The organism is Actinomadura madurae, assembly GCF_900115095.1.
Classification (GTDB): domain Bacteria; phylum Actinomycetota; class Actinomycetes; order Streptosporangiales; family Streptosporangiaceae; genus Spirillospora; species Spirillospora madurae.
On record NZ_FOVH01000004.1, the window covers coordinates 615,927 to 638,156 of the forward strand.

At 73.2% G+C, this 22,230-nt stretch carries 18 protein-coding genes; 10 read left to right on the forward strand and 8 right to left on the reverse strand.

Annotated elements, in window-relative coordinates:
- Positions 1–43 precede the first annotated feature (43 nt).
- Genes BM339_RS15645 through BM339_RS15655 form a run of 3 tightly spaced genes read left to right on the forward strand, consistent with a single transcriptional unit; the run spans position 44 to position 4,244 of the window.
- Complete coding sequence (locus BM339_RS15645; protein WP_021595345.1) at positions 44–1,726, forward strand: AMP-binding protein; 1,683 nt, start codon at positions 44–46, stop codon at positions 1,724–1,726.
- A complete protein-coding gene (locus BM339_RS15650) occupies positions 1,723–3,366 on the forward strand; it encodes an AMP-binding protein (protein WP_075021272.1) in 1,644 nt (547 codons plus the stop codon). Before BM339_RS15645 ends, BM339_RS15650 begins: the two co-directional genes overlap by 4 nt.
- 56 nt (positions 3,367–3,422) lie before the next feature.
- The gene (locus BM339_RS15655) at positions 3,423–4,244 is read left to right on the forward strand and encodes a helix-turn-helix transcriptional regulator (RefSeq protein ID WP_075021366.1); all 822 of its coding nucleotides are present in this window, start codon (positions 3,423–3,425) and stop codon (positions 4,242–4,244) included.
- Here BM339_RS15655 and BM339_RS15660 read toward each other — a convergent pair.
- The 3 genes from BM339_RS15660 to BM339_RS15670 all read right to left on the reverse strand — a co-directional run bounded on the left by BM339_RS15660 (position 4,190) and on the right by BM339_RS15670 (position 7,925).
- The gene (locus tag BM339_RS15660; RefSeq protein WP_075021273.1) at positions 4,190–5,611 is read right to left on the reverse strand and encodes an MFS transporter; all 1,422 of its coding nucleotides are present in this window, start codon (positions 5,609–5,611) and stop codon (positions 4,190–4,192) included. The two genes, BM339_RS15655 and BM339_RS15660, sit on opposite strands and share 55 nt — an antisense overlap.
- A gap of 313 nt (positions 5,612–5,924) precedes the next feature.
- Positions 5,925–7,160, reverse strand: coding sequence for an alanine racemase (locus BM339_RS15665; RefSeq protein WP_075021274.1), 1,236 nt, complete (start codon positions 7,158–7,160; stop codon positions 5,925–5,927).
- Positions 7,161–7,925, reverse strand: coding sequence for an ABC transporter permease (locus tag BM339_RS15670; protein WP_021595340.1), 765 nt, complete (start codon positions 7,923–7,925; stop codon positions 7,161–7,163). It lies immediately after the preceding gene.
- A gap of 83 nt (positions 7,926–8,008) precedes the next feature.
- Between BM339_RS15670 and BM339_RS15675 the strand changes: the two genes are divergently transcribed.
- Positions 8,009–8,845: a polysaccharide deacetylase family protein gene (locus BM339_RS15675; protein WP_244938795.1), complete on the forward strand. Its 837-nt coding sequence runs from the start codon at positions 8,009–8,011 to the stop codon at positions 8,843–8,845.
- A 16-nt stretch (positions 8,846–8,861) separates the two neighbouring features.
- Here the strand turns inward: BM339_RS15675 and BM339_RS15680 are convergent, their stop codons facing one another.
- Positions 8,862–11,021: an MMPL family transporter gene (locus BM339_RS15680; RefSeq protein ID WP_075021276.1), complete on the reverse strand. Its 2,160-nt coding sequence runs from the start codon at positions 11,019–11,021 to the stop codon at positions 8,862–8,864.
- Positions 11,022–11,230: 209 nt separating this feature from the next.
- Between BM339_RS15680 and BM339_RS15685 the strand changes: the two genes are divergently transcribed.
- The 3 genes from BM339_RS15685 to BM339_RS15695 all read left to right on the forward strand — a co-directional run bounded on the left by BM339_RS15685 (position 11,231) and on the right by BM339_RS15695 (position 14,086).
- The gene (locus tag BM339_RS15685) at positions 11,231–12,529 is read left to right on the forward strand and encodes a sensor histidine kinase (protein ID WP_235206473.1); all 1,299 of its coding nucleotides are present in this window, start codon (positions 11,231–11,233) and stop codon (positions 12,527–12,529) included.
- Positions 12,493–13,137 carry a response regulator gene (locus BM339_RS15690; protein WP_021595336.1) on the forward strand — a complete coding sequence of 215 codons (645 nt, stop codon included), beginning with the start codon at positions 12,493–12,495 and terminating at the stop codon, positions 13,135–13,137. The genes BM339_RS15685 and BM339_RS15690 overlap by 37 nt, the downstream gene beginning before the upstream one ends.
- Before the next feature lie 82 nt (positions 13,138–13,219).
- A complete protein-coding gene (locus tag BM339_RS15695) occupies positions 13,220–14,086 on the forward strand; it encodes a hypothetical protein (protein ID WP_075021277.1) in 867 nt (288 codons plus the stop codon).
- Here BM339_RS15695 and BM339_RS15700 read toward each other — a convergent pair.
- Entirely contained in the window at positions 14,083–14,856 is a 774-nt protein-coding gene (locus tag BM339_RS15700; RefSeq protein WP_021595334.1) for an enoyl-CoA hydratase/isomerase family protein, read from the reverse strand. The genes BM339_RS15695 and BM339_RS15700 overlap by 4 nt on opposite strands.
- 364 nt (positions 14,857–15,220) lie before the next feature.
- Here BM339_RS15700 and rho point away from each other — a divergent pair, with 364 nt between their 5' ends.
- Positions 15,221–16,459 (forward strand): transcription termination factor Rho, encoded by a 1,239-nt coding sequence (gene rho / locus BM339_RS15705; RefSeq protein ID WP_083597645.1) that lies wholly within the window; start codon positions 15,221–15,223, stop codon positions 16,457–16,459.
- Between the two features lie 34 nt (positions 16,460–16,493).
- On the opposite strand, the gene BM339_RS15710 is transcribed toward rho, so the two are convergent.
- Positions 16,494–18,098 (reverse strand): serine/threonine-protein kinase, encoded by a 1,605-nt coding sequence (locus BM339_RS15710; protein ID WP_081842742.1) that lies wholly within the window; start codon positions 18,096–18,098, stop codon positions 16,494–16,496.
- A gap of 117 nt (positions 18,099–18,215) precedes the next feature.
- Positions 18,216–19,790, reverse strand: coding sequence for an acyl-CoA synthetase (locus tag BM339_RS15715; RefSeq protein ID WP_075021279.1), 1,575 nt, complete (start codon positions 19,788–19,790; stop codon positions 18,216–18,218).
- Positions 19,791–20,010: 220 nt separating this feature from the next.
- Here BM339_RS15715 and sigE point away from each other — a divergent pair, with 220 nt between their 5' ends.
- On the forward strand, positions 20,011–20,538 hold the full coding sequence (sigE, locus tag BM339_RS15720) for an RNA polymerase sigma factor SigE (RefSeq protein ID WP_021597380.1): 528 nt from the start codon (positions 20,011–20,013) through the stop codon (positions 20,536–20,538).
- Positions 20,539–20,586: 48 nt separating this feature from the next.
- Entirely contained in the window at positions 20,587–21,402 is an 816-nt protein-coding gene (locus tag BM339_RS15725; RefSeq protein ID WP_021597381.1) for an alpha/beta fold hydrolase, read from the forward strand.
- Here BM339_RS15725 and BM339_RS15730 read toward each other — a convergent pair.
- A complete protein-coding gene (locus BM339_RS15730) occupies positions 21,399–22,205 on the reverse strand; it encodes a dienelactone hydrolase family protein (protein WP_024935826.1) in 807 nt (268 codons plus the stop codon). The genes BM339_RS15725 and BM339_RS15730 overlap by 4 nt on opposite strands.
- Positions 22,206–22,230 lie beyond the last annotated feature (25 nt).

Consider the following 22,230-nt stretch of genomic DNA (forward strand, 5'->3'; position numbering starts at 1 on the left):
GATCCTTCTGACCGGGTGACCGTGGCGGCCACGAGGAGAGACCATGCCCGCAGTCGAGTTCCGGGCGGCGCGCGACTTCCTGCTCGCGCACCGCGACGACTACGCGACGGCCTACGAGAAGTTCCGCTGGCCGGTGCTGACCGGCTTCAACTGGGCGCTCGACTGGTTCGACAAGATCGCCGAGGGGAACGACTCGCCCGCGCTGTGGATCGTCGAGGAGGACGGCTCCGAGGCGAAGTACTCGTTCGCGCAGATGGCGCGGCGGTCCAACCAGGCGGCGAACCTGCTGCGCCGGGCGGGCGTGCGGCGCGGCGACCGGATCATCCTGATGCTCGGCAACCAGGTCGAGCTGTGGGAGACGGTGCTGGCGGCGATGAAGATCGGCGCGATCCTGATCCCGTGCACGCCGCTGCTCGGCACCGCCGACCTCCAGGACCGGCTGACCCGCGGCAAGGCCAGGCACGTGGTGGCGAGCGCGGCCGACGCCGGGAAGTTCGACGGCGTCGAGGGCGACTTCACCGGGATCGCCGTGGGCGAGCCGGTGGAGGGGTGGCTGCGGTACGCCGACGCCTACGAGGAGGGCGAGACCTTCACCCCGTACGGGCTGACGATGTCGCGGGACACCCTGCTCCTCTACTTCACGTCCGGGACGACGGCGAAGCCGAAGCTGGTCGAGCACACGCACGCGTCGTACCCGGCGGGGCACCTGTCGACGATGTACTGGATCGGGCTGCGGCCCGGGGACGTCCATCTGAACATCTCGTCGCCCGGCTGGGCGAAGCACGCGTGGAGCAACATCTTCGCGCCGTGGGACGCCGAGGCGTGCGTGTTCATCTTCAACTACACGCGGTTCGACGCCGACCGGCTGCTCGACACCCTGGAGCGGTGCGGCGTGACGAGCTTCTGCGCGCCGCCGACCGTGTGGCGGATGCTGATCCAGTCCGACCTCGGGCGGCTCGCCACCCCGCCGCGCGAGGTGGTCGCGGCCGGGGAGCCGCTGAACCCCGAGGTGATCGAGCGGGTGAAGGACGCGTGGGGCCGGACGATCCGGGACGGGTTCGGGCAGACCGAGACGACCGTCCAGATCGCCAACACGCCCGGCCAGCCGGTCAAGCCGGGCTCGATGGGACGTCCCGTGCCGGGCTACCAGGTGGTGCTGGTCGACCCGCTGACCGGGGAGCCCGCGGACGAGGGGGAGATCTGCCTCGACCTGGAGGACCGGCCGCTCGGCCTGATGACCGGCTACCACGGCGACGAGGAGCGCACGGACGAGGCGATGGCCGGCGGCCGGTACCACACCGGCGACATCGGCTCCCGCGACGAAGACGGATACATCACCTATGTCGGACGGGCCGACGACGTGTTCAAGGCGTCCGACTACAAGATCTCGCCGTTCGAGCTGGAGAGCGTGCTGATCGAGCACGAGGCGGTCGCGGAGGCCGCGGTCGTGCCGTCGCCCGACCCGGTCCGGGCGGCCGTCCCGAAGGCCTACGTCACGCTCGCGAACGGCTGGGAGCCGACCGCCGAGACGGCCAGGGCGATCTTCGCGCACAGCCGGGCGCAGCTGTCCCCGTACAAGCGGGTCCGGCTGCTGGAGTTCGGCGAGCTGCCGAAGACGATCTCCGGGAAGATCCGCCGGGTCGAGCTGCGGACGAGCGAGCTCGGCAAGCACGCGAGCCCGGACGACCGGCCCGAGGGCGAGTTCCGGGAGGAGGACCTGCGATGACACTCTCCTATGCATCGGGCATATCGAGCACCCCCCTGCTCGGCGCCACCATCGGCGCGAACCTCGACAAGACGGTCGCCGCGTTCTCGGAGCGGGACGCGCTCGTGGACCGGGCGTCCGGGCGCCGCTGGACGTACGAGCAGCTCCAGGACGACGTGGAGGCCGTCGCGCTCGGCCTCCGCGACCTCGGCGTCGTCAAGGGCGACCGGGTCGGGATCTGGGCGCCGAACTGCGCGGAGTGGATGCTCGTCCAGTACGCGACGGCCAAGCTCGGCGCGATCCTCGTCAACATCAACCCCGCCTACCGGGTGCACGAGCTGGAGTTCGTCCTCAACCAGGCCGGCATCCGGACGCTGGTGGCGGCGGTGGCGTTCAAGACGTCCGACTACGCGGCGATGATCGAGCAAGTGCGCCCGGCGTGCGCCGCGCTGCGGGACGTCCTGCTCATCGGCACCCCCGAGTGGGACGCGCTCGTCGAGGCGGGCCGGGCGGGCGACCCGGCCGTCCTGGTCGAGATCGGGCGGACGCTCACCGCCGACGACCCGATCAACATCCAGTACACGTCCGGGACGACGGGCTTCCCCAAGGGCGCGACGCTGTCCCACCACAACATCCTGAACAACGGGTACTTCGTCGGCGAGCTGTGCGGCTACGACGAGGAGGACCGGATCTGCGTCCCCGTCCCCTTCTACCACTGCTTCGGCATGGTGATGGGCAACCTGGCGTCGACGAGCCACGGCGCGTGCGTGGTGATCCCGGCGCCGGCTTTCGACCCGAAGGCGACGCTGGAGGCGGTCGCGGCCGAGCGCTGCACGTCGCTGTACGGGGTCCCGACCATGTTCATCGCGGTCCTGAACGAGCCGGGGCTGGACGGGCTCGACCTCTCCACCCTGCGGACCGGGATCATGGCCGGGTCGCCGTGCCCGGTCGAGGTGATGAAGCAGGTCATCGACCGGCTCGGGATGAGCGAGGTCGCGATCTGCTACGGCATGACGGAGACGTCGCCGGTGTCGACGCAGACCCGCGCGGGCGACTCGCTCGACCGGCGGGTGTCCACGGTCGGGACCGTGCTGCCGCACCTGGAGATCAAGGTGGTCGACCCGGAGACGGGCGTGACCGTCCCGCGCGGGGTGCCCGGCGAGTTCTGCACCCGCGGCTACTCGGTGATGCTCGGCTACTGGGAGCAGCCGGACAAGACGGCCGAGGCCATCGACGCCGCCCGCTGGATGCACACCGGCGACCTCGCCGTGATGGACGGCGACGGCTACGTCAACATCACCGGCCGGATCAAGGACATGGTGATCCGGGGCGGCGAGAACATCTACCCGCGCGAGATCGAGGAGTTCCTCTACACCCACCCCGACATCGTGGACGCGCAGGTCATCGGCGTGCCGGACGAGAAGTACGGCGAGGAGCTGATGGCCTGGGTGCGGCTGCGCGAGGGCGTGCCGGGCCTGACCGCCGGCGAGCTGCGCGCGTTCTGCGAGGGGAAGCTGGCGCACTACAAGATCCCGCGCTACGTGCACGTCGTGGACGAGTTCCCGATGACGGTCACCGGGAAGATCCGCAAGGTGCAGATGCGCGCCGAGGCGGTCGACATCCTCGGGCTGGAGGACGCCGCCGCGACCCGGCACGCCTGACTTTCCGGGCACCGGAGCCTTTCGTCGCGGGGGTCGTGCAGGGCATGCTCGGAGGCATGGGCGATGACGCGGGAGCCGTCCGGTCGGCGGTGCTGACCCTGCACCGCACGACGGGCCTTCCCATGGTGTTCGGCGGCGCGCTCAGCGGCCAGGACCGGCTGCGCATCACCGAGCTCGTCGGCAACACGACCGACTCGCTGAACGGGCTCGTCGTCCGGCAGGGCAACGGGCTCGGCGGCAAGGCGATGGCCATGGGACGCCCGGCGTGGGTGAGCAACTACCCGTGCGCGGCGTCGATCAGCCACGACTACGACAAGCCCGTCGGGCGCGAGGGGCTGCTGTCGATCGTGGCCGTCCCGATCGTCGTGCGGCGGCGGTGCCGCGGCGTCATCTACGGCGCGCTGCGCGAGCCCCTGTCGCTCGCCGACCGGGTCGTGGGCGCGGCCGTCCAGGTCGCCCGCGACCTCGAACAGGACCTCGCCGTCCAGGACCGCGCGGACGAGGCGCTGGCGCGGGCGCGTCCCGCCACGTCGGCGGCGCGCTGGGAGGAGGTCCGGGCGGTGCACGCCGAGCTCCGGGCGCTGGCCGAGCAGGTCGGCGACGCGCCGACCCGCGACCGGCTGCGGGAGGCGTCGCTGCGCCTCGCGGCTGCGGGCCTGGAGGAGCCGGACGGGTCCCCCCGCCCCGTCCTGTCGCCGCGCGAGCTGGACGTCCTGTCCTACGTCGCGCTCGGCTGCACGAACGCGGAGGCCGCCGAGCGCCTGGGCCTGCTGCCGGAGACGGTGAAGAGCTACCTGCGCTCGGCGATGCGCAAGCTCGACAGTCACACCCGCCTGGAAGCCGTCACCACCGCCCGCCGCGCAGGCCTGCTGCCCTGACCGTCGCGCCGGGACGCCCGGTGCCCGGCGAAGGACGCGGCCGCCGCGGCGAGGGCCGTCGCGCCGAACCCGAGCAGGACGACGGTCACCGCGTGCGCGTGGCCGCCGGGGACGCCGAGGTAGAGCGTCCCGAAGACGGCGATGCCCGCGACGCCGGCCAACTGGAAGTTCATGTTGACGAGGCCGCTGAGGTCGGCCGCGTGCCGGGCCGGGACGGCGGCCGTCAGCCGCCCGAGCTGCGGCGCGAACCCGAGGCCGAGGCCGTGCCCGCCGAACCCGAGCAGGATGGCGAGCGCCGTCCCGTCCGCGTGCGTCAGCCCGATCGCCGCGTACACCGCCGCGAGCAGCAGGTAGCCGGCGACGGGCGCGCGTTCGGCGGCGCGGGCCGGCAGGCGCGGCACGAGCGGCCCGGCGACCCCGAACGCGGCGACCCACGGCACGAGCACCATCCCCGAGAAGAGCGCGCTGCGCGCGAGCCCCTGCTGCAGGTAGAGCGCGAGGACGAACAGCAGCGCGTAGAACGTGCCGGTGGCCGCGCCGAGCGCCGCCAGCGTCCACGCCACGACGGGGCGGGCCAGCACACCGAGGTTGAGCAGCGGAGACGCGACCCGGCGCTGCCGGCGGGCGAACAGCGCGAGCACCGGCGGGCAGGCCGCGAGGGACGCCCACGTCCAGGCGGGCCAGCCCGTCTCCCGCCCGAACAGCAGCGGGACGATCGCCAGCAGCGTCGCCGCCGACAGCAGCGCGACCCCGCCGAGGTCGAGCCGCCTCCCCGCACCCGGCGTGTCCGCGGGCAGCAGCCGCGCCCCGGCCGCCAGCAGCACGATCCCCACCGGCACGTTGACCAGGAAGATCGGACGCCAGCCGAGGCCGGACAGGTCGGCCGTGACCAGCACGCCGCCGAGCACCTGGCCAGCCACCGCGCCGCCGGACAGCGCGACGGCGAGCATCCCCTGCGCCCGCGCACGCGCCGTGCCGGTGAGGTGTATCTGGATGCCCGACAGCACCTGCGGCACCATCAGCGCCCCGGCGGCGCCCTGGGCCAGCCGCGCCGCGACCAGCGCCCCGGTGGACGGGGAGAGCCCGCACCCGAGCGACGCCAGCGTGAACGCGCCGAGCCCGAGCAGGAACATCCGCCGGTGCCCGCGCACCTCCCCCAGCCGGGCGCCGGTGACGAGCAGGACGGCGTACGCGAGGGTGTAGCCGGAAACGATCAGTTCGAGGGCGCCGCCGGACGGCCGGAGGTCGTGGTGGATGGAGGGCGCGGCGACGTTCACGACCGCGATGTCGACGTTGACCATGAACTGGCCGGTCAGCAGCACCGCGAGCATCAGGGCGGGCCGCGCGGGCCCGGTCGTCGAGGACATGGCCGGTGAACACCGGCCGCCGCCACCGGGTTGCGGTGGCAGGCCGGCGGGCCGGAGGGAACCGCGGGGCCGCGCGGTTTCTTCCGGTGGATCGGGCCCGGCGACGGGGTCAGCGACGCGCGGTACGGGCGTCGTCCAGCACAGATCGGCCCCCGTGGCGCACTGCCTGGACAACGGGCACCACTCGCCGGCTGCGCCGGGCCGTGATCGCACGGCCGTCCCGCCTCGTTCCGGGCTGGACGTCCGGCCCCCGAAATGCACTGGAAACCGTAACACCTAGACGAACACGAATGTTCAGGTAAATCGGATACCGCTAGAAGTAGGTCCGGAGGTAGTCGACCACGACGGGGCGGTCCGCGCCGGCGTCGTCCACGACCGGGATCATCGTCCACTTGTCGAGCGCCGTGCAGGGGTGGGAGAGGCCGAGCCTGACCACGTCGCCGATCTCGGCGGAGGAGTCGCGGAGGAACGCGTGCTGGTCGTTGAGCGCGGTGATCCGCCCGCCGACCGGCCCCTTCCCGCGGACGAGCTGCGGCACCGGGAGCCCCTCGTCGAACGGGACGTCGCGCTTGCCCGCGTCCAGCAGCGCGAGCGCGGGCTCCGGACGGGACACCACCCGCGCCCACCCGTGCATGGCCGACCGCAGCCGCTCCCCGGCCGCACCGCGCGCGAACGGGGAGATGCCGCGGTAGAAGCCGTCGTCGTGGACGACGTACGCGCCCGACCGCAGCACGACCCGCCCTTCCGCGCCGGCGAGCACCTCCGCGACCTGGTCGAAGAACGCGCTGCCGCCGACGGTCACGATCGGGTCGTCCACCTCGTACTCCAGGCTCCGGTGCAGGTTCGCGAGCCGCCGCAGGTAGGCGTCCACGGCGGCACGGCCCTTCTCGGACGCGTCGTGGGCGAGCGCGCCCTCGTAGCCGGCGATCCCGGCGAGCCGGAGCGTCCGGGCCGCGCGGACGGCGGCGGCGACCTCCCGCGCGCCGCCGTCGTCCCGGACGCCCGTGCGGCCGTGCGGTCCGCCCAGCTCGACGCACACGTCGACCTGCCGCTGGCCGCGCGCCGCCCGCAGCGCCTCGTCCATGAGCCGGACGGTGTCGGCCGAGTCGGCCCACGACGTGAACTCCGCTCCGGGGTCGCCGTCCAGCTCGGCCGACAGCCACGCGAGGCCGGCCGGGTCCAGCAGGGCGTTCGCGTACATGACGCGCCGCACGCCGAACGCGCGGGCGACCCTGAGCTGCGGCAGGTTGGCGACGGTGATCCCCCAGGCCCCGGCCTTCAGCTGCCGCCGCCACAGGGCGGGCGCCATCGTCGTCTTCCCGTGCGGGGCGAGCAGGAGGCCGGCCTCGCCCGCCCACCGCGCCATCGCCCGGATGTTGTGGTCGAGGGCGCCGGCGTCGAGGGTGAGGAGCGGCGTGCCGAAGTCGTCCAGCGGCAGCCGGGCCCGCCGCGCCGCGTCGACCGTCATCCCCTGCGCGGACGCCGGGATCGCCTTGAACCGCCAGTCGAGCAGTTCCTCGCCGAGCGCGCCCACCGCGTTGTCATGCATCTACACCCTCCTGTACGACCCGGGATCGTCGAGGCGGCCGGTGGCCACCAGCTCCAGTGTGATGAGGACGGCGACCGACTCCACGGCCAGCAGCCCGATCAGGACGAGCAGCTGGATCGCGCCCGCCTCGACGGGGTCGGCGCCGCCGAGCAGCACCCCGACGAACGCGCCCGGCAGTGTCACCAGCCCGACCGTCCGCGTCTGGTCGAGGGCGGGGGACAGCGCGAGCGCCGCCGACGACCGGCACACCTCCAGCGCCGCGTCGCGCGGCATGAGGCCGAGCGCGAGCCCGCCCTCGTACTCGCCGCGGCGCGCGGCCAGCTCGTCCAGGGCGCGCCGCCCGGTCAGCCCGGTCGCCGTCATCGCGCCGCCGATGAAGATCCCCGCGATCGGCAGCACCGCCACCGGGCGGGACGGCACCAGCCCCGTCGCCAGCAGCAGCGCCAGGACGGGCGCGACCCCCGCGGCGATCGGCAGCGCCGTCCACCGGCCGGGCCCGCGGGCCGCCCCGGTGACGCGGCGGCCCGCCGTCATCGTCGCGACCACGACCATGCCCGCGACGAACGCGGCGGTCCAGCCGGCGCTGCGCAGCACCGCCGCGATGAGCAGCGAGACGGCGGTGAGCTGCGCGGCGGCCCGCGCCGCGACGACGAGGACCTCCCTGCCGGGACCGAGCCCGCCGGCCCTGACCAGCAGCGCGGCGACGGCCGCGAGGGAGGCCAGGACGAACGCCAGCAGAGGCCCGACCTGCGGCGCGGCGTTCACGCTCGCGCCCTTCCCCGCAGGTGAGCCGATTGTGATCCCATAGGCCTCTCCTACCCCCGCAAAACCCCGATAGCGTTGGACTTGTGGAGGTTGAGGACTCAGGTGGGGCGTCCCGCCGCAAAGCTCTCTGGTTGATGGGCGCGGCCGCCGGACTCGCCGCACTCGGCGCGGACTCCGCGCGCACGTCCGACCCCACCCGGGGCCCCGGCTGGGCGACGGCGACGCCCCGCGCGCGGCCGGTCATCCATCCGACGCCGACCCCCACTCCGACCCCGACGCCGCGGCCCGCGGCGTGGACGCCGGCGAAGCTCACCGCGACGGAGAAGCCGATCCGCGAGCTGACGGAGCTGTCCCCGCCGCCGCCCCCGACGTCGATCGCGCTCACCATCGACGACGGCCCGAGCCCGATGTGGACGCCGCGGATGCTGGACCTGCTCGCCGAGCACGAGGTCCGCGCGACGTTCTTCATCATCGGCGAGCAGGTGAAGGAGTTCCCGAAGCTCACCCGCCGGATCGCCGACGCGGGCCACCAGATCTGCAACCACACCGAGACGCATCCGATCTCCATCGGCGGCATGTCGCGCAAGCGGGTCCGCAAGGAGATCGTCGAGGCGCACGACCGGATCGCCGACGTCACCGGCGTCGTCCCGCAGTTCTTCCGGTCGCCCGGCGGCGCCTGGTCCAAGACGGTCCTGGAGCTCGTCGCCGAGCACGACATGCTGCCGGTCGACTGGGCCGTCGACCCGCGCGACTGGGCCCAGCCCGGCGTCGGCCGCATCCGCCGCTCGCTCCTCAAGGGCAAGGCGGGCAACATCATGCTGGTCCACGACGGCGGCGGCGACCGGTCCCAGACCCTCAAGGCCCTGAAGACCGTCATCCCGAAGATGAAGAAGCGCGGCCTGACCTTCGTCGCCCTCTGACGAGCCCGGCGGCGCACTAGGTTTGCGGGACGAGCGGCTCGGGCGCCGGGGCGGGGTCCTCGCCGTGCGTGACGCCGGGCAGCCACCCCAGCCAGCGCGGAAGGTACCAGTTCGCCCGCCCGAGCAGGGACATGACGGCGGGCAGCAGGACCACCCGGACGACCGTCGCGTCGATCAGCACCGCCACGGCGAGGCCGACGCCGAGCTGCTTGAAGTCCTGCATCGACAGCGTCCCGAAGATCCCGAACGTGGCGATCATGATGACGGCGGCGCCGGTCACGACGCCGGCCGTGGCGCCGATGCCCTCCCGGACGGCGCGCGTGGTGTCCAGGCCCCGGTCGTAGGCCTCGCGGATCCGGGAGACCACGAACACGTGGTAGTCCATCGACAGCCCGAACAGGACCACGAAGACGAACAGCGGGATCCAGGACTCCAGCGCGCCGGCGCCCTTCGTCCCGACCAGCCCGTCGCCCCAGCCGTGCTGGAAGACCGCGACCATCACCCCGTAGGCGGCGACCACCGACAGCAGGTTGAGGACGATCGAGCACAGCGCGATCGGCAGCGACCGGAAGAAGACCAGCATCAGCAGGAAGGTGATGCCCATGACGAACAGGAACACCGGGACGATGCTCGACTTCAGCCGGTCGTTGTAGTCGACCGACCAGGCGAGCTGGCCGGTGACCGGCGCCTCGCCGACCTTCCCGACGGTCTGCGGGACGATCCGCTCCCGCAGCGTCCCCAGCGCGTGCTTGGACGCCGCGTCCGAGCCCGTCCCCGCTAGCGGCACCTCGATCTCCGCGATGTTCTCCCGCCCGTGCACGGTGACGTCGATCGGCTCGTTCATCTCGCCCGACGCGACCGCCCGCCGCTTCAGGTCGGCGATCGCGGCCTGGACGCGCGGCGCGTCGATGTCGCGGGCCTTCACCACGACGACCGCGGGCTCCGGGTTCCCGGGGAACGCCTGGTTGAGCCGCGTGTAGGTCTGCGCGATCTCCTCGCCGGGCGGGATCTGCTGGTCGACGCGGAGCCGCTCGGTCTTCATGCCGAGCGCGGGCGCCGCCAGGGCGAGCAGCAGCCCGGCGGACAGCACGGCCGCGATCCCGGGACGCGCGAGGACGGGCCTCAGCATCGTCCCGACCAGCCCGGCACGCCCCTCGCGGCGCCCGGGAAGGCGGATCCGGCCGAAGTCGACCTTGTCCCCGAGCAGCGACAGCAGCGCCGGCAGGACGGTCACCGAGCCGAGCATCGCGATGAACACCACGAGGATCGTCGCGATCGCCATCGCCTTGAACAGCAGCAGGCCGGACAGGAACATCCCGGACATCGCGACCATCACCGCGAGGCCGGAGACCAGCACCGAGCGTCCCGAGGTGGCGGCGGCGATCGCCAGCGCCGCCTCCCGGTCGCTGCCCCGGCGCCGCTCCTCCCGCTCCCGCTGCAGGTAGAACAGGCAGTAGTCGACGCCGACCGCGAGGCCCATCAGCAGCATCACCGAGTTCGTCGTCTGGTCGACGTGCAGCGCGTGGCTGGTGAACGCGAGCAGCCCGCCGGCGGCGAGGAACGCGGTGAAAGCCAGCACGACCGGCAGCACCGCCGCGAGCAGCGCCCCGAACGCGACCAGCAGGATGCCGAGCGCGAGGGGCACGGCCGTCATCTCGGCCCGGTGGAAGTCGTCGCCGAGCGCCTTGTCGAACCAGGCGTCGGCCGTGGCGCCGCCGAACTCCCCGATCCGGACGGACGGGTTGTCGCGCTGCGCCTTCTCCACCGCGCCCCGGATGGCGGGCAGCGGATCGTCCGGCGTCTCCTTGACCGTGAACTGCACGATCACGTGGCGGCGGTCCTTGGACGTCACGTCCGGACGCAGCTCGGTGATGACCCCGGTGGCCGAGACGTTCGCCCGCACCGCCGCGACCGCCCGCCGCATCTCGGGCGAGTCCGCCGCGACGCCCGAGAGCAGCACGGTCTCGTGGTCGGGGTCCTCGACCCCGGCGTCCGTGAGGATCTGCACCGCCCGCGCGGACTGCCCGGTGCCCTGCTCGTGGTCCTCCATCGTCACCTGGCCGGCCGCCCCGCCGAGCACCGAGGCGAGGACGACGAACAGCAGCCAGCCGAGGATGGCGGTCATGCGGTGCCGCGCGCTCCAGCCTCCGAGCGCCGCGGCGAGATTCCGTTCCATGGGGGTCCCCTGAGTGGTCGAATGCGGGGTGGCACCTATGAAGCTAGGAAGCCCGCACCCGCCGCGACATGGGGCTGGACGGCGTCAGGGGGTGTACTCAACTACACCGCCGGGCCGGGTTGCGGGCACACTGTGCACAGGGACGCCCGCCGGAAGACTGGACGCAAGACGGCAAGCGACCCGCGGAGGACCCGGTGGACGGTGGACTGGTGAAAGAGACTCGGTTGCAGCAGCACGTCCGGGCACCCTGGCGAGGCCTGGCCCTGTGGCTGCTGAGCGTCCCGGCGACGCTCGTCGGCCTGTGGTTCATCACGGTCATCTCGATGATCACGAGCTTCGTCGGGGTGCTGCTGTTCCCGTCCGCGGCGATGCTGCTGCGCACGCAGCTCGACGCCTACCGGGAGCGCATCAACCGGTGGACCGAGGTCCGGATCGAGCGCCCGTACCTGCCGGAACCCGAGCAGGAACCCGGCCTGAACGGCATGTTCAAGCGGTTCGTCGCGCTGATCTCCGACCCGGCCACCTGGCGCGACTACCTCTGGGTCGTCGCCGACCCGTTCGTCGCGATGTTCACCGCGGCGCTGCCCGGCCTGCTGATCCTGTACGGGATCTGGGGGTACGCCCTCGCCGCGTTCGCCGGCGGGATGATCGGCCACTACGGCGGGAGCGAGTGGTACACCTACATCCACATCACCGAGGGCTATGACCAGGACACCGGGCGGGTCCTGTCCACGGTGGCCGTCGCCACCGCCTGCATCGCCGCCGGGTACTTCATGGGCCCGAAGATGATGAACGCCTACGGGCACTGGGGCCGCGCCGTCCTCGGCCCGACGCGCAAGTCGGAGCTGGCGCTGCGCGTCCAGCACCTCACCGAGACCCGGTCCGACGCGGTGGACGCGTCCGCCGCCGAGCTGCGCCGCATCGAGCGCGACCTGCACGACGGCGCGCAGGCCCGGCTCGTCGCGATGGGGATGAGCCTCGGCGCGATCGAGCACCTGCTCGACAAGGACCCGGAGAAGGCCCGCACCCTGCTCGCCGAGACGCGCGCGTCGTCGGCGAAGGCGCTGCACGAGCTGCGCGACCTCGTCCGCGGCATCCACCCGCCGGTGCTCGCCGACCGCGGCATCGGCGACGCGGTCAAGGCCCTCGCGCTCGACCACCCGATGCGGGTCGAGGTGTCGGCGGACCTGCCGGCCCGGCCCGAGCCGCCGGTCGAGTCCGCCGCCTACTTCGCGGTGTCGGAGATCCTCACCAACGCGGCCAAGCACTCCGGCGCGTCCCGCGTCTGGGTCGACATGCGGTACGAGCGGGGCATGCTGCGGATCAGCGTGACCGACGACGGCCGCGGCGGCGCGTCCCTCGACGGCGGCGGCGGGCTGCGCGGGATCGAACGGCGGATCGGTACATTCGACGGCGTCCTCGCCCTCAACTCCCCCGTGGGCGGCCCGACGATCGTGACCATGGAGCTGCCGTGCGCGTTGTCCTCGCCGAAGACCTCGCCCTCCTGAGAGCGGGCCTCGTCAGTCTCCTGGAGTCGCACGACTTCGAGATCGCGGCCGCCGTCGACAACGGCCCCTCCCTGCTGAAGGCACTGCTCGACCACCGCCCGGACGTGGCGGTGGTCGACGTGCGCCTGCCGCCGTCCTTCACCGACGAGGGACTGCAGGCGGCGCTGGAGGCGCGGCGGCAGGTCCCGGGCCTGCCCGTCCTGGTGCTGTCGCAGTACGTCGAGCAGCTGTACGCCCGGGAGCTGCTCGCCGACGGCACCGGCGCCGTCGGCTACCTGCTGAAGGACCGGGTGTTCGACGCGGCCCAGTTCGTGGACGCGGTCCGCCGGGTCGCCGCGGGCGGCACCGCGATGGACCCGGAGGTCATCTCCCGGCTCGTCGCCAGCAACACCCGCGACACCCCGCTGGCCCGCCTCACCCCGCGCGAGACCGAGGTCCTGGAGCTGATGGCGCAGGGCCGCTCCAACGCCGCGATCGCGGAGAAGCTCGTGGTCACCGAGCGCGCCGTCACCAAGCACACCGCGAACATCTTCGCCAAGCTCGACCTGCCCGTCACCGGCGACGACAACCGCCGCGTCCTCGCCGTCCTCGCGTACCTCAACCGCTGACGGCGCCCCGCACGTACCGCGGGTACCCGGGGCCACGCCGATTGGCATAGTCTGCCCGGCGAGCAGGCCCGGGGAGGGCGCGATGACGGTGATTCTGGTTCTGCTGTGCCTGGCCATCGCCGGGCGGGAGCTCTACCTGGCGTTCGAGCGCAGGCGCACGCCGGGCGCGCCCGAGATCGCCGACATCCGCACGCAGCTCCGCGCGCTCAAGGGCACCCGCGACGAGCTGGAGTCGTTCCGCGCGTCCCAGCGGGACCGCCTCGACCGGCTCACGGCCGAGCAGGACCGCGACCGGGAGGCGCTCGCCGAGACCGACGCCCGGATCAGGTCGCTGATCACGCAGATCAACGACCGGCTGGTGCCGGACGTCAGCGACCGGCTCAAGCGGCAGCGGGAGGCCGCCGACGAGCAGCGGGAGGCCGTGGACCGGCTGTCCACCGAGATCACCGGGCTCCGCGCGCACCTCGTCGGACGGCTCGACGGTGCCGTGGCCGCGTCCCTCGGCGCCGACCCGGCCGACCTGGTCGCCGGGGCCCTCACGGTCGTCCCGGCCGGGGCGCGGCCCGCGCTGACCGGCCCCTACGAGCGGTTCGCCGAGCATCACGGGCTCCGCGTCGAGCTGACCGACCGCGACCGCTACTACCTGTCCGGACGCAGCCCGCGCGGCCTGGAGAGCGACTTCCTCGACCTCGTGGCCGCGATCCGGGAGAACTGCACGGAGACCACCGGGAAGGCGCTGACCCTGCTGGGCGCGCTGCGCGACACCGGGCGGGGCGGCGCGCAGGTCGGGCCGCTCGTCATCGTCCGGACGCCGGAGTCGCTCGTGTGCGGGGTGCTGCCGCTCGCCGAGCTGCTCCGCCCCGAGGCGGCCCGGCTGCTGGACGACCCGGCCGGCACGGCCACGCGCCTGCGGCGCCTCCCGCGGGGCCGGTTCTGCGAGGCGCCCTAACGCGCCGGGGACGTCCAGGTGAACGCGGGCGCGCGGCGTTCGAGGAACGCGGCGACGCCCTCGTCGACCTCCCCGCTCGCGGCGACCTCCGCGTGCCACCGCCGCGCCCTCTCCTCGACGGGGCCGGCGGCGACGATGGCGTCCACGATGTCCTTGGTCGCCTGCTGGGTCAGCAGGGACCGGGACGCGAGCGTCGCGGCGAACGCGGCCACGCGTGCCGCCAGCCCGCCCGCCGGGACGACCTCGTCCAGCAGCCCGACGCGCAGCGCGTGCGCGGTGTCGATCAGGTCCGCCGAGTACAGCAGGTACTTCGCGGCGGCCGGCCCGACCAGCCCGACCAGCCGGGCCGTCGCGGCGGCCGGGTAGACGATGCCGAGCCTGGCCGGCGTGACGCCGAACCGCGCGCCCTCCGCCGCGAACCGCAGGTCGCAGGCCGCCGCGAGCTGGCAGCCGCCGCCCACGCAGTACCCCTCGATCGCGGCGAGGGCCGGCTTCGGGAACGCGGCGAGCGCCCGCTCCGCGACCGTCGCCAGGTGCGAGTCGTCGGAGCGGTGGATGTCGGCCAGCTCGGAGATGTCGGCGCCCGCGCAGAAGTTCCCGCCGGCACCCGTCAGCACCACGACCCGGACGTCCGGGTCCGCGGCGAGACCGTCCAGGATGCCGGGGAGCGCCCGCCACATGTCCGCCGACATGGCGTTCCGCTTGGCCGGACGGTCGATCGTGACCGTCCCGACGCCTCCGGCGACCTCGTAGACCAGCCCCTCGCCCATCGTCCTCCCTCGCTCTGCCGCGACCGCGATGCTAGCGACCGGGTCCGGCACCGCCGTCACTGACCTTGGGGGAATGCGGAAGGGTCTTCCGGTGCTGTACTGTCAAGGCAGCACCTCCGGATGTCCGCGACTTGCATCGGGAGTGCTTCTTCCCCGCCCGGGCCATCTGAGAGCCCGGTGATTCTCCGTTCCGCACGCTGCAAGGCGTGCGGGATCGCCGCACCAAGGGAGCCACGTCAGCCCGGTGAACCGAGCTGCATTCCTCGCATTCCCCTCGCGTACGCGCCGCGGGTTCCGCCGCCGTACGCGGGATTCGACCCCGGGCGGCGCGGAGCGTTCCGCGCCGGCCTGAGAAGGGACCCGCATGTCCACTTCCACACTCACCTCCGAACCCCCCGCCACCGGCCGCAAGGCGCCGACGCGGTCCCCGTCGCACGGCGTGCCCGCGCAGAGCGCCCGGAAGGGCGGGCAGCAGGGACGGCGCGCCGCCGACGATGCGCCGGCCGTCCCGTTCCACGGCCTCCTCGTCGTCCAGGACAAGCACGCGTTCGTCCGCACGTCCGGCTACCTCGCCGGGCAGGACGACGTGCACGTCTCCCTCGCCCAGGTCAAGGCGCACCACCTGCGGCCGGGCGACGCCGTCGCCGGCACCGCCCGGCCGCCGAAGTCCAGCCGGGAGAAGCACTCCTCCCTCGCCCGCGTGGAGACCGTGAACGGCCTCCCGGCGGCGGAGGCGGCGCACCGGCCCGAGTTCGGCAAGCTGACCCCGCTGTACCCGGACGAGCGGCTGCGCCTCGACACCGGGCCGCTCGCGACCCGCGTCATCGACCTGGTCGCGCCGATCGGCAAGGGCCAGCGCGGGCTGATCGTGTCGCCGCCGAAGGTCGGCAAGACGATGGTGCTGCAGGCCGTCGCGAACGCGATCGCGCAGAACAACCCCGAGGTGCACCTCATGGTCGTGCTCATCGACGAGCGGCCCGAGGAGGTCACCGATCTGCAGCGGTCGGTCCGCGGCGAGGTGATCCACTCGACGTTCGACCGGCCCGCGCAGGACCACACGGCGCTCGCCGAGCTCGCGATCGAGCGGGCCAAGCGCCTCGTCGAGCAGGGCCACGACGTCGTCATGCTGCTCGACTCGATCACCCGGCTCGGCCGGGCGTACAACCTCGCGGCGCCCTCCAGCAGCCGCATCCTCGCCGGCGGTGTCGCGACCACCGCCATCTACCCGCCGAAGAAGTTCTTCGGCGCCGCCCGCAACATCGAGAACGGCGGCTCGCTCACCATCCTCGCCACCGCCCTGGTGGAGACCGGGTCCCGCATGGACGACGTCTTCTTCGAGGAGTACAAGGGCACCGGCAACATGGAGCTGAAGCTCGACCGGGGCCTCGCCGACCGCCGCGTCTTCCCCGCCGTCGACATCGAGGCGTCCGGCACCCGCCGCGACGAGCTGCTCATGTCGCCCGAGGAGCTCGCCCTCTCGTGGCGCCTGCGCCGCGCCCTCCAGGGGCTGGAGAGGCAGCAGGCCGTCGAGCAGCTCCTGGAGAAGATGAAGGGGACCTCGTCCAACGCCGAGTTCCTGCTCCGCCTCCAGCAGACGACCTGACCGGGCCGCAGGGCCCAGTCACCCGTCCTTGGCGTCACTCGCCCTTCTCGGGCTTGAACGATCTGAGGATCCGGTCGTAGAGGCGCTGGCCCGGCGTCCAGTCCGGATCGGGCGCCGAGAAGCAGAACTGGTAGCCGGCCGCGCGCCCGCACAGCACGTGCCGGACCTCCCGGGCGCCCTCGCGCCAGGTGAACTCCCATTCGGCGGCGCCCGCGACGACCTCGGGCACCGGTTCCAGCCGCAGCCGCCGGTAGCCGGGGTAGCGGTGCTCCGCCAGCGCGCCGCCCTCCTCCGCGCGCAGCCCCGCCAGCGGGTCGCCGGGGGCCGGGGAGATGCGCAGCCCCCGTTTCGAGCCGATGTCCCTCCAGGTCATGACCTTGCCGCGCCGCTCGGCCTGCCACCCCGCCGGCACGCGCACCGAGTAGGCCCCCGCCTCGTGGTAGCGCGCCGTCTTCGCCGTCACGCCCGCCGCCGGGCGCAGCGCGACCGCGTCGCCCTTGCCGATCGACGTCCACCGGGCCGTCCAGGTGCCCGCCCCGGCCGCGAGCGCCGCGAGGACCGCCACGCTGGCGACCGCCCCCGGACGCAGGCGCCGCCCCCGGGGCAGGACCGGGGCCGTCCAGCGCGACCCGCACGGCGGAGCGCCGCCGGGCCGCCTCCCGTCACGCAGCGTCCACGGGACGCGCGGGCCCCGGAACGTGCGCGCCCGCGCCGCCGCCGGCCGGGACGCCCTGCCCCGGAAAGGGATCCGGGGCGCGGAGAAACGGCGCGGGCGGGGGACCACGGCCCGGGTGAGGCCCGATTCCGGGACGGTTCCGATGACGTTCCGCAACATTTCCGCGGTCGCTTCGGCCGTCAATCTGTCATCCGGATTCTGCCGCAGCAGCCCTTCGATGACGGGAGTGAGCGGCCCGGCCCTCACCGGGCGGGCATAGTCGCCCAATAGGACGGCCACCATGGACGCGAGAGCATGGCAACGCAAGAACGGCGAGAAACCCTCGACCGCCATGTAAAGCGTCGCTCCGAGTGCCCACAGGTCGGACGCCTCCACGCTCGGCTGGCCGTTCACCCGTTCCGGCGGGAGGTACGCGGGGGAGCCCTCGATGCCCGCGAGCAGCGTGTCGGCCGGTTCGGGGCCCTTGCCGTTGTGGACGGCCAGGCCGAAGTCGCTGAGCAGGACCCGCCCGTCGTCGCAGATCAGGACGTTGCTGGGCTTGACGTCGCGATGCAGGATGCCCACCGCGTGCGACGCGCGGAGCACCGACAGCACCGCGGCGCCGATCTCCGCGGTCCGCCGGACGCCGACCGGGCCGCCCTCCGTGACCAGCCGGTTCAGCGAGCACGCCTCCAGGAACTCCATGACGATCCACGGGCGACCGCCCTCGACGATGAGGTCGTGGACGGCGACGACGCCCGGATGGCGGAGCGCGGCGGTGGCGCGCGCCTCGCAGAGCAGGCGCCGGCACATCACCCTGCGCTCGCCTTCGGTGATGCGCGGAGGGAGCTGCACCTCCTTGACGGCGACGTTCCGGTCCAGCATCTCGTCGTAGGCCCGCCAAACGGTGCCCATGCCGCCCCTGCCGACCACGGAGAGCAGGCGATACCGTCGCGCGAGCGGAATCAGCCGATCCCCACTCATGCCGGAGGTAATCGCCGGAACGCACCCAAGGCACGCTCCCTCGGCATCAATTGATTTTTGACCGGTGCCTGCCCGGGAAAAGGGGCGGGGGCGTGGTATAAGCCACGCCCGCGCAATTCACGCGAGGACGCTCTTCGCCCACTTGTAGTCGGACTTGCCGACGGCCGTGCGCTGCACCTCGTCCACCACCGTGATCTGCCGCGGCAGCTTGTAGCCGGCGAGGCGGCCGCGGCAGTATTCGGTCAGTTCCTCAAGCGTGATCGTGCTGCCGGGACGCGGCGCGACGACGGCGGCGACGCGCTGCCCGAAACGCTCGTCCGGCAGGCCGACGACGACCGCGTCGTACACGGCGGGGTGGTCCTTCAGCGCGACCTCGACCTCCTCCGGGTAGACCTTCTCCCCGCCGGTGTTGATCACCAGGGAGCCGCGGCCGAGGAGGGTGATCGTGCCGTCCTCCTCCAGGCTCGCGTAGTCGCCGGGGATCGACCAGCGGGTGCCGTCGGCGGCGGTGAAGAACGTCGACGCCGTCTTCCCGGGGTCGTTGTAGTAGCCGAGCGGGATGCGGCCGCTGCGCGCGAGCCGGCCGGTCCCGCCGGGCTTCACCGGGTTCAGGTCGTCGTCCAGGACGGTGATCCCCGGCTTCATCATGAACCGGGCCGTCCCCTCGTTGCCGCCGACGGACGGCCCGCACGCGCCGGTCTCCGAGGCCCCGTAGTTGTCGAGGAACATGATGTCCGGCAGGTGCTCCTGGAGCGCCGCCTTGGCGCCCTCCGTCAGCGGCGCGCCGCCGGACGCGATCGCCATCAGCGACGACGTGTCGTGGCCGCCGCCGGCCAGGGCCTTCGCGACCGGCCGCGCCATGACGTCCCCGACCAGCATCAGCACGTTCGCCCGCTCCTCGGCGAGCAGCCGCAGCGTCCGGTCCGCGTCGAACGCGCGGTCGGTGTAAAGGACGACCTTCGCGCCGCTGAACAACCCCATGCACGCGACCCACTGCCCGGCGCCGTGCATCACCGGCGCGCAGTCCAGGACGGCCATCGCGGGCTGGTCGGCGTTGGCGGCGATCTCCTCCGGGGCGCCGATCGGGTCTCCGAGGACGTTCCCGCCGCCGAGCGCGCCGAAGAAGATGTCCTCGCAGCGCCACTCGACGCCCTTCGGGTAGCCCGTCGTGCCGCCCGTGTACATGATGTAGCGGTCGTCGCTGGACCGCTCCGGGAAGTCGGCGCCCGGGTCGGCCGCGGCGAGCGCCTTCTCGTACTCGACCGCGTCGGGGATGTCGTCCGCGCACCCGTCCTCCAGGACGACGACGTGCCGCAGCTTCGGCAGTTCGGCGCGGATCTCCTCCACCGTCACCAGCAGGGACCGCTCCCCGATCAGCGCGACCGCGTCGGAGTCGGCGAGGACGTGCCGCAGCTCGGCGGCGACGTACCGGAAGTTCACCGGAACCGGCACGGCGCGGATCTTGAACGCGCCGAACATCGCCTCGATCCACTCGGCCCGGTTGTGGGCGAGGATCGCGACGTGCTCGCCCGGCCGGACGCCGGCCGCCGCGAGATGGTGCCCGACCCGGCTCGCCCGCTCGTCCAGCCGCCGGTACGTCCGCCGCTCGTCCCCGGCCACCAGGGCGGGGCGGTCCGGCCCCGCCTCGGCGAGGATTTCGAGCAGGTCGGCCAGGTTGTAGCTTCGCGCCATGCCACGTCCTCGCGGTGTCGGGGTGGGGACCGTCCCGATCCTCTCCGCGGACGGCCGGCGAACTCAATCCTTGTTGGCATTCCGTCCAATGAGATGAATCACACACCGGATGCCCTCATCCGGCCACCCCGGCGGTCCTTACACGGCTCTTATCCGGGTACCGGCATGCTTGGCCGTAACGATTCAGTATCAGACGGGGGTAGTGGTGAGCGCAGGCGCGATGGCGTGGACCCCGCCGACGTGGGAGGAGATCGTCAGCGAGCACTCGACCCGGGTGTTCCGGCTGGCGTACCGGCTGACCGGCAACCGGCACGACGCCGAGGACCTGACGCAGGACGTCTTCATCCGGGTCTTCCGTTCGCTGTCCTCCTACAGCCCCGGCACGTTCGAAGGCTGGCTGCACCGCATCACGACCAACCTCTTCCTCGACCGAGCCCGCCGCAAGCAGCGGATCCGGTTCGACGCCCTCGGCGACGACGCCGCCGAGCGCCTCCAGGGCCGCGAGCCGTCCCCGGCGCAGGCCTACGACGACCGGCACCTCGACCACGACATCCAGAAGGCGCTGGACGGGCTCGCCCCCGAGTACCGCGCCGCGGTCGTGCTGTGCGACATCGAGGGCCTCTCGTACGAGGAGATCGCCGCGTCCCTGAACGTCAAGCTCGGCACCGTCCGCTCCCGGATCCACCGCGGCCGCGCCCAGCTCCGGACCGCTCTGGAGCACCGCAGGCCCGCCGAATGCACGCAGTGACGAGCATCACTAGTGACCGCTGAGTAACTTCCGGCCTACCCTGCGGCCGTGGACATCGTCTTCGAGCGCCGCGGCGAGGGGCCGCCCCTCGTCCTGCTGCACGGCATCGGCCACCGCCGCCAGGGCTGGGCGCCCGTCATGGACCTGCTCGCCGCCGAACGCGAGGTCATCGCCGTCGACCTGCCCGGTTTCGGCGACTCCCCGCCCCTCCCGCCGGGCACCCCCTACACGCTGGACGCCGCCGTCTCCGCCCTCGCGGAGTCCTTCGCCGGCCTCGGCCTGGACCGGCCGCACATCGCGGGCAACTCCCTGGGCGGCCTGTTCGCCCTCGAAGCCGCCGACCGGGGCCTCGCCAGCTCCGCGACCACCCTGTCCCCGGCGGGCTTCTTCAACGCCCTCGAACTCCGCTACGGCATGTCGGTGCTGCGCGCCTCGCGCCTCGGCGCCCGCGTCCCGGAGACGTTCCTCACCCGGCTGGCCCGCTCGCCGCGCCGCCGCGCCCTGATGTTCGGCATGATCTACGGCCGTCCGGACCTGATGGACGTCGAGGCCCTCACCGGCGACGCCCGCGCCCTGCGGAACGCCCCCGGCTTCGAGCCCACCCTCCGCGCCGGCCGCACCACCCGGTTCCTCGGCTCCTGCGCGGACGTCCCGGTCACGATCGCCTGGGGCACCAAGGACCGCCTGCTCCTGCGCAGCCAGGCCATCCGCGCCCAGCGCCGCCTGCCCCACGCCCGCTTCGTCTGGCTGGAGGGCTGCGGCCACGTCCCCATGGCCGACGACCCGCAGCTTGTGGCGAAGGTCCTCCTCGAAGGCAGCGCCCACCCCCTGCTCACCGCCCGCCCCGAGGCCGCCGCGTCCTAGGGCTTCAGGCGTTCGGTCAGGAAGGCGAGGATCTCGTCCCTGGCCCGCACCGTGGGATGCCCGTCCTCGTCGACGAGATGGGCGGTGACGACGCTGTGCGGCGTCCCGACCACGTCGCGGAAGAACGGCGGCGGATCGGTGTTGGCGGCGCCGCCCGGCAGGACCCGCCCGTCGAAGGCATCACCGAGCAGCGCCTGGTAGGCGGCGAACCGCTGCCCTGTGCACCAGCGGTCGTTGTCGAAGCGGTAGGCGAGCACCTTCACCCCGTCGCGTGCGACCCGGTCCCTGACCGCGCGGGCGTCCTCGTCACTGAGCTCCAGCCCGGCGGGATCGTCCAGCGGCAGCGACGGATGGTTCACGACCGGCGCGATGACGGCCGGTTCGAGCGCCATGGTGAGGGCGAAGTTCCCCGTGAAACACAGCCCGATCGCGCCGACCCCCGGCCCGCCGCACTCGGCGTGCGCCCGCCGCGCGAGCCCCCGCAACCACGCCGTGACCGGACTGGTGCCACCCCCCGCGAACGCCCGGAACTCGGCGCTGACACACGCCCGCCGCACGATCTTCTCGCCGCTCTCGGCCGTCGGATAGGCACCGTCGACGCCGAACAGCGAGGGCACATGGACGGTGAACCCCGCGTCCCGCACCCACCGCGCCAGCCGGAGGACGTCCGGGCTGATCCCCGGCATCTCCGGCATCACCACCACGGCAGGCCCCGCCCCCGCGCTGTAGACCGTCTTCACCACCCCGTCGACGTCCACGCCCCGGCGGCCGAAGTCCCCGATCACATCGCTCTTCTCACTCATGGCGACAAGCGTGGTCCTACGCAGC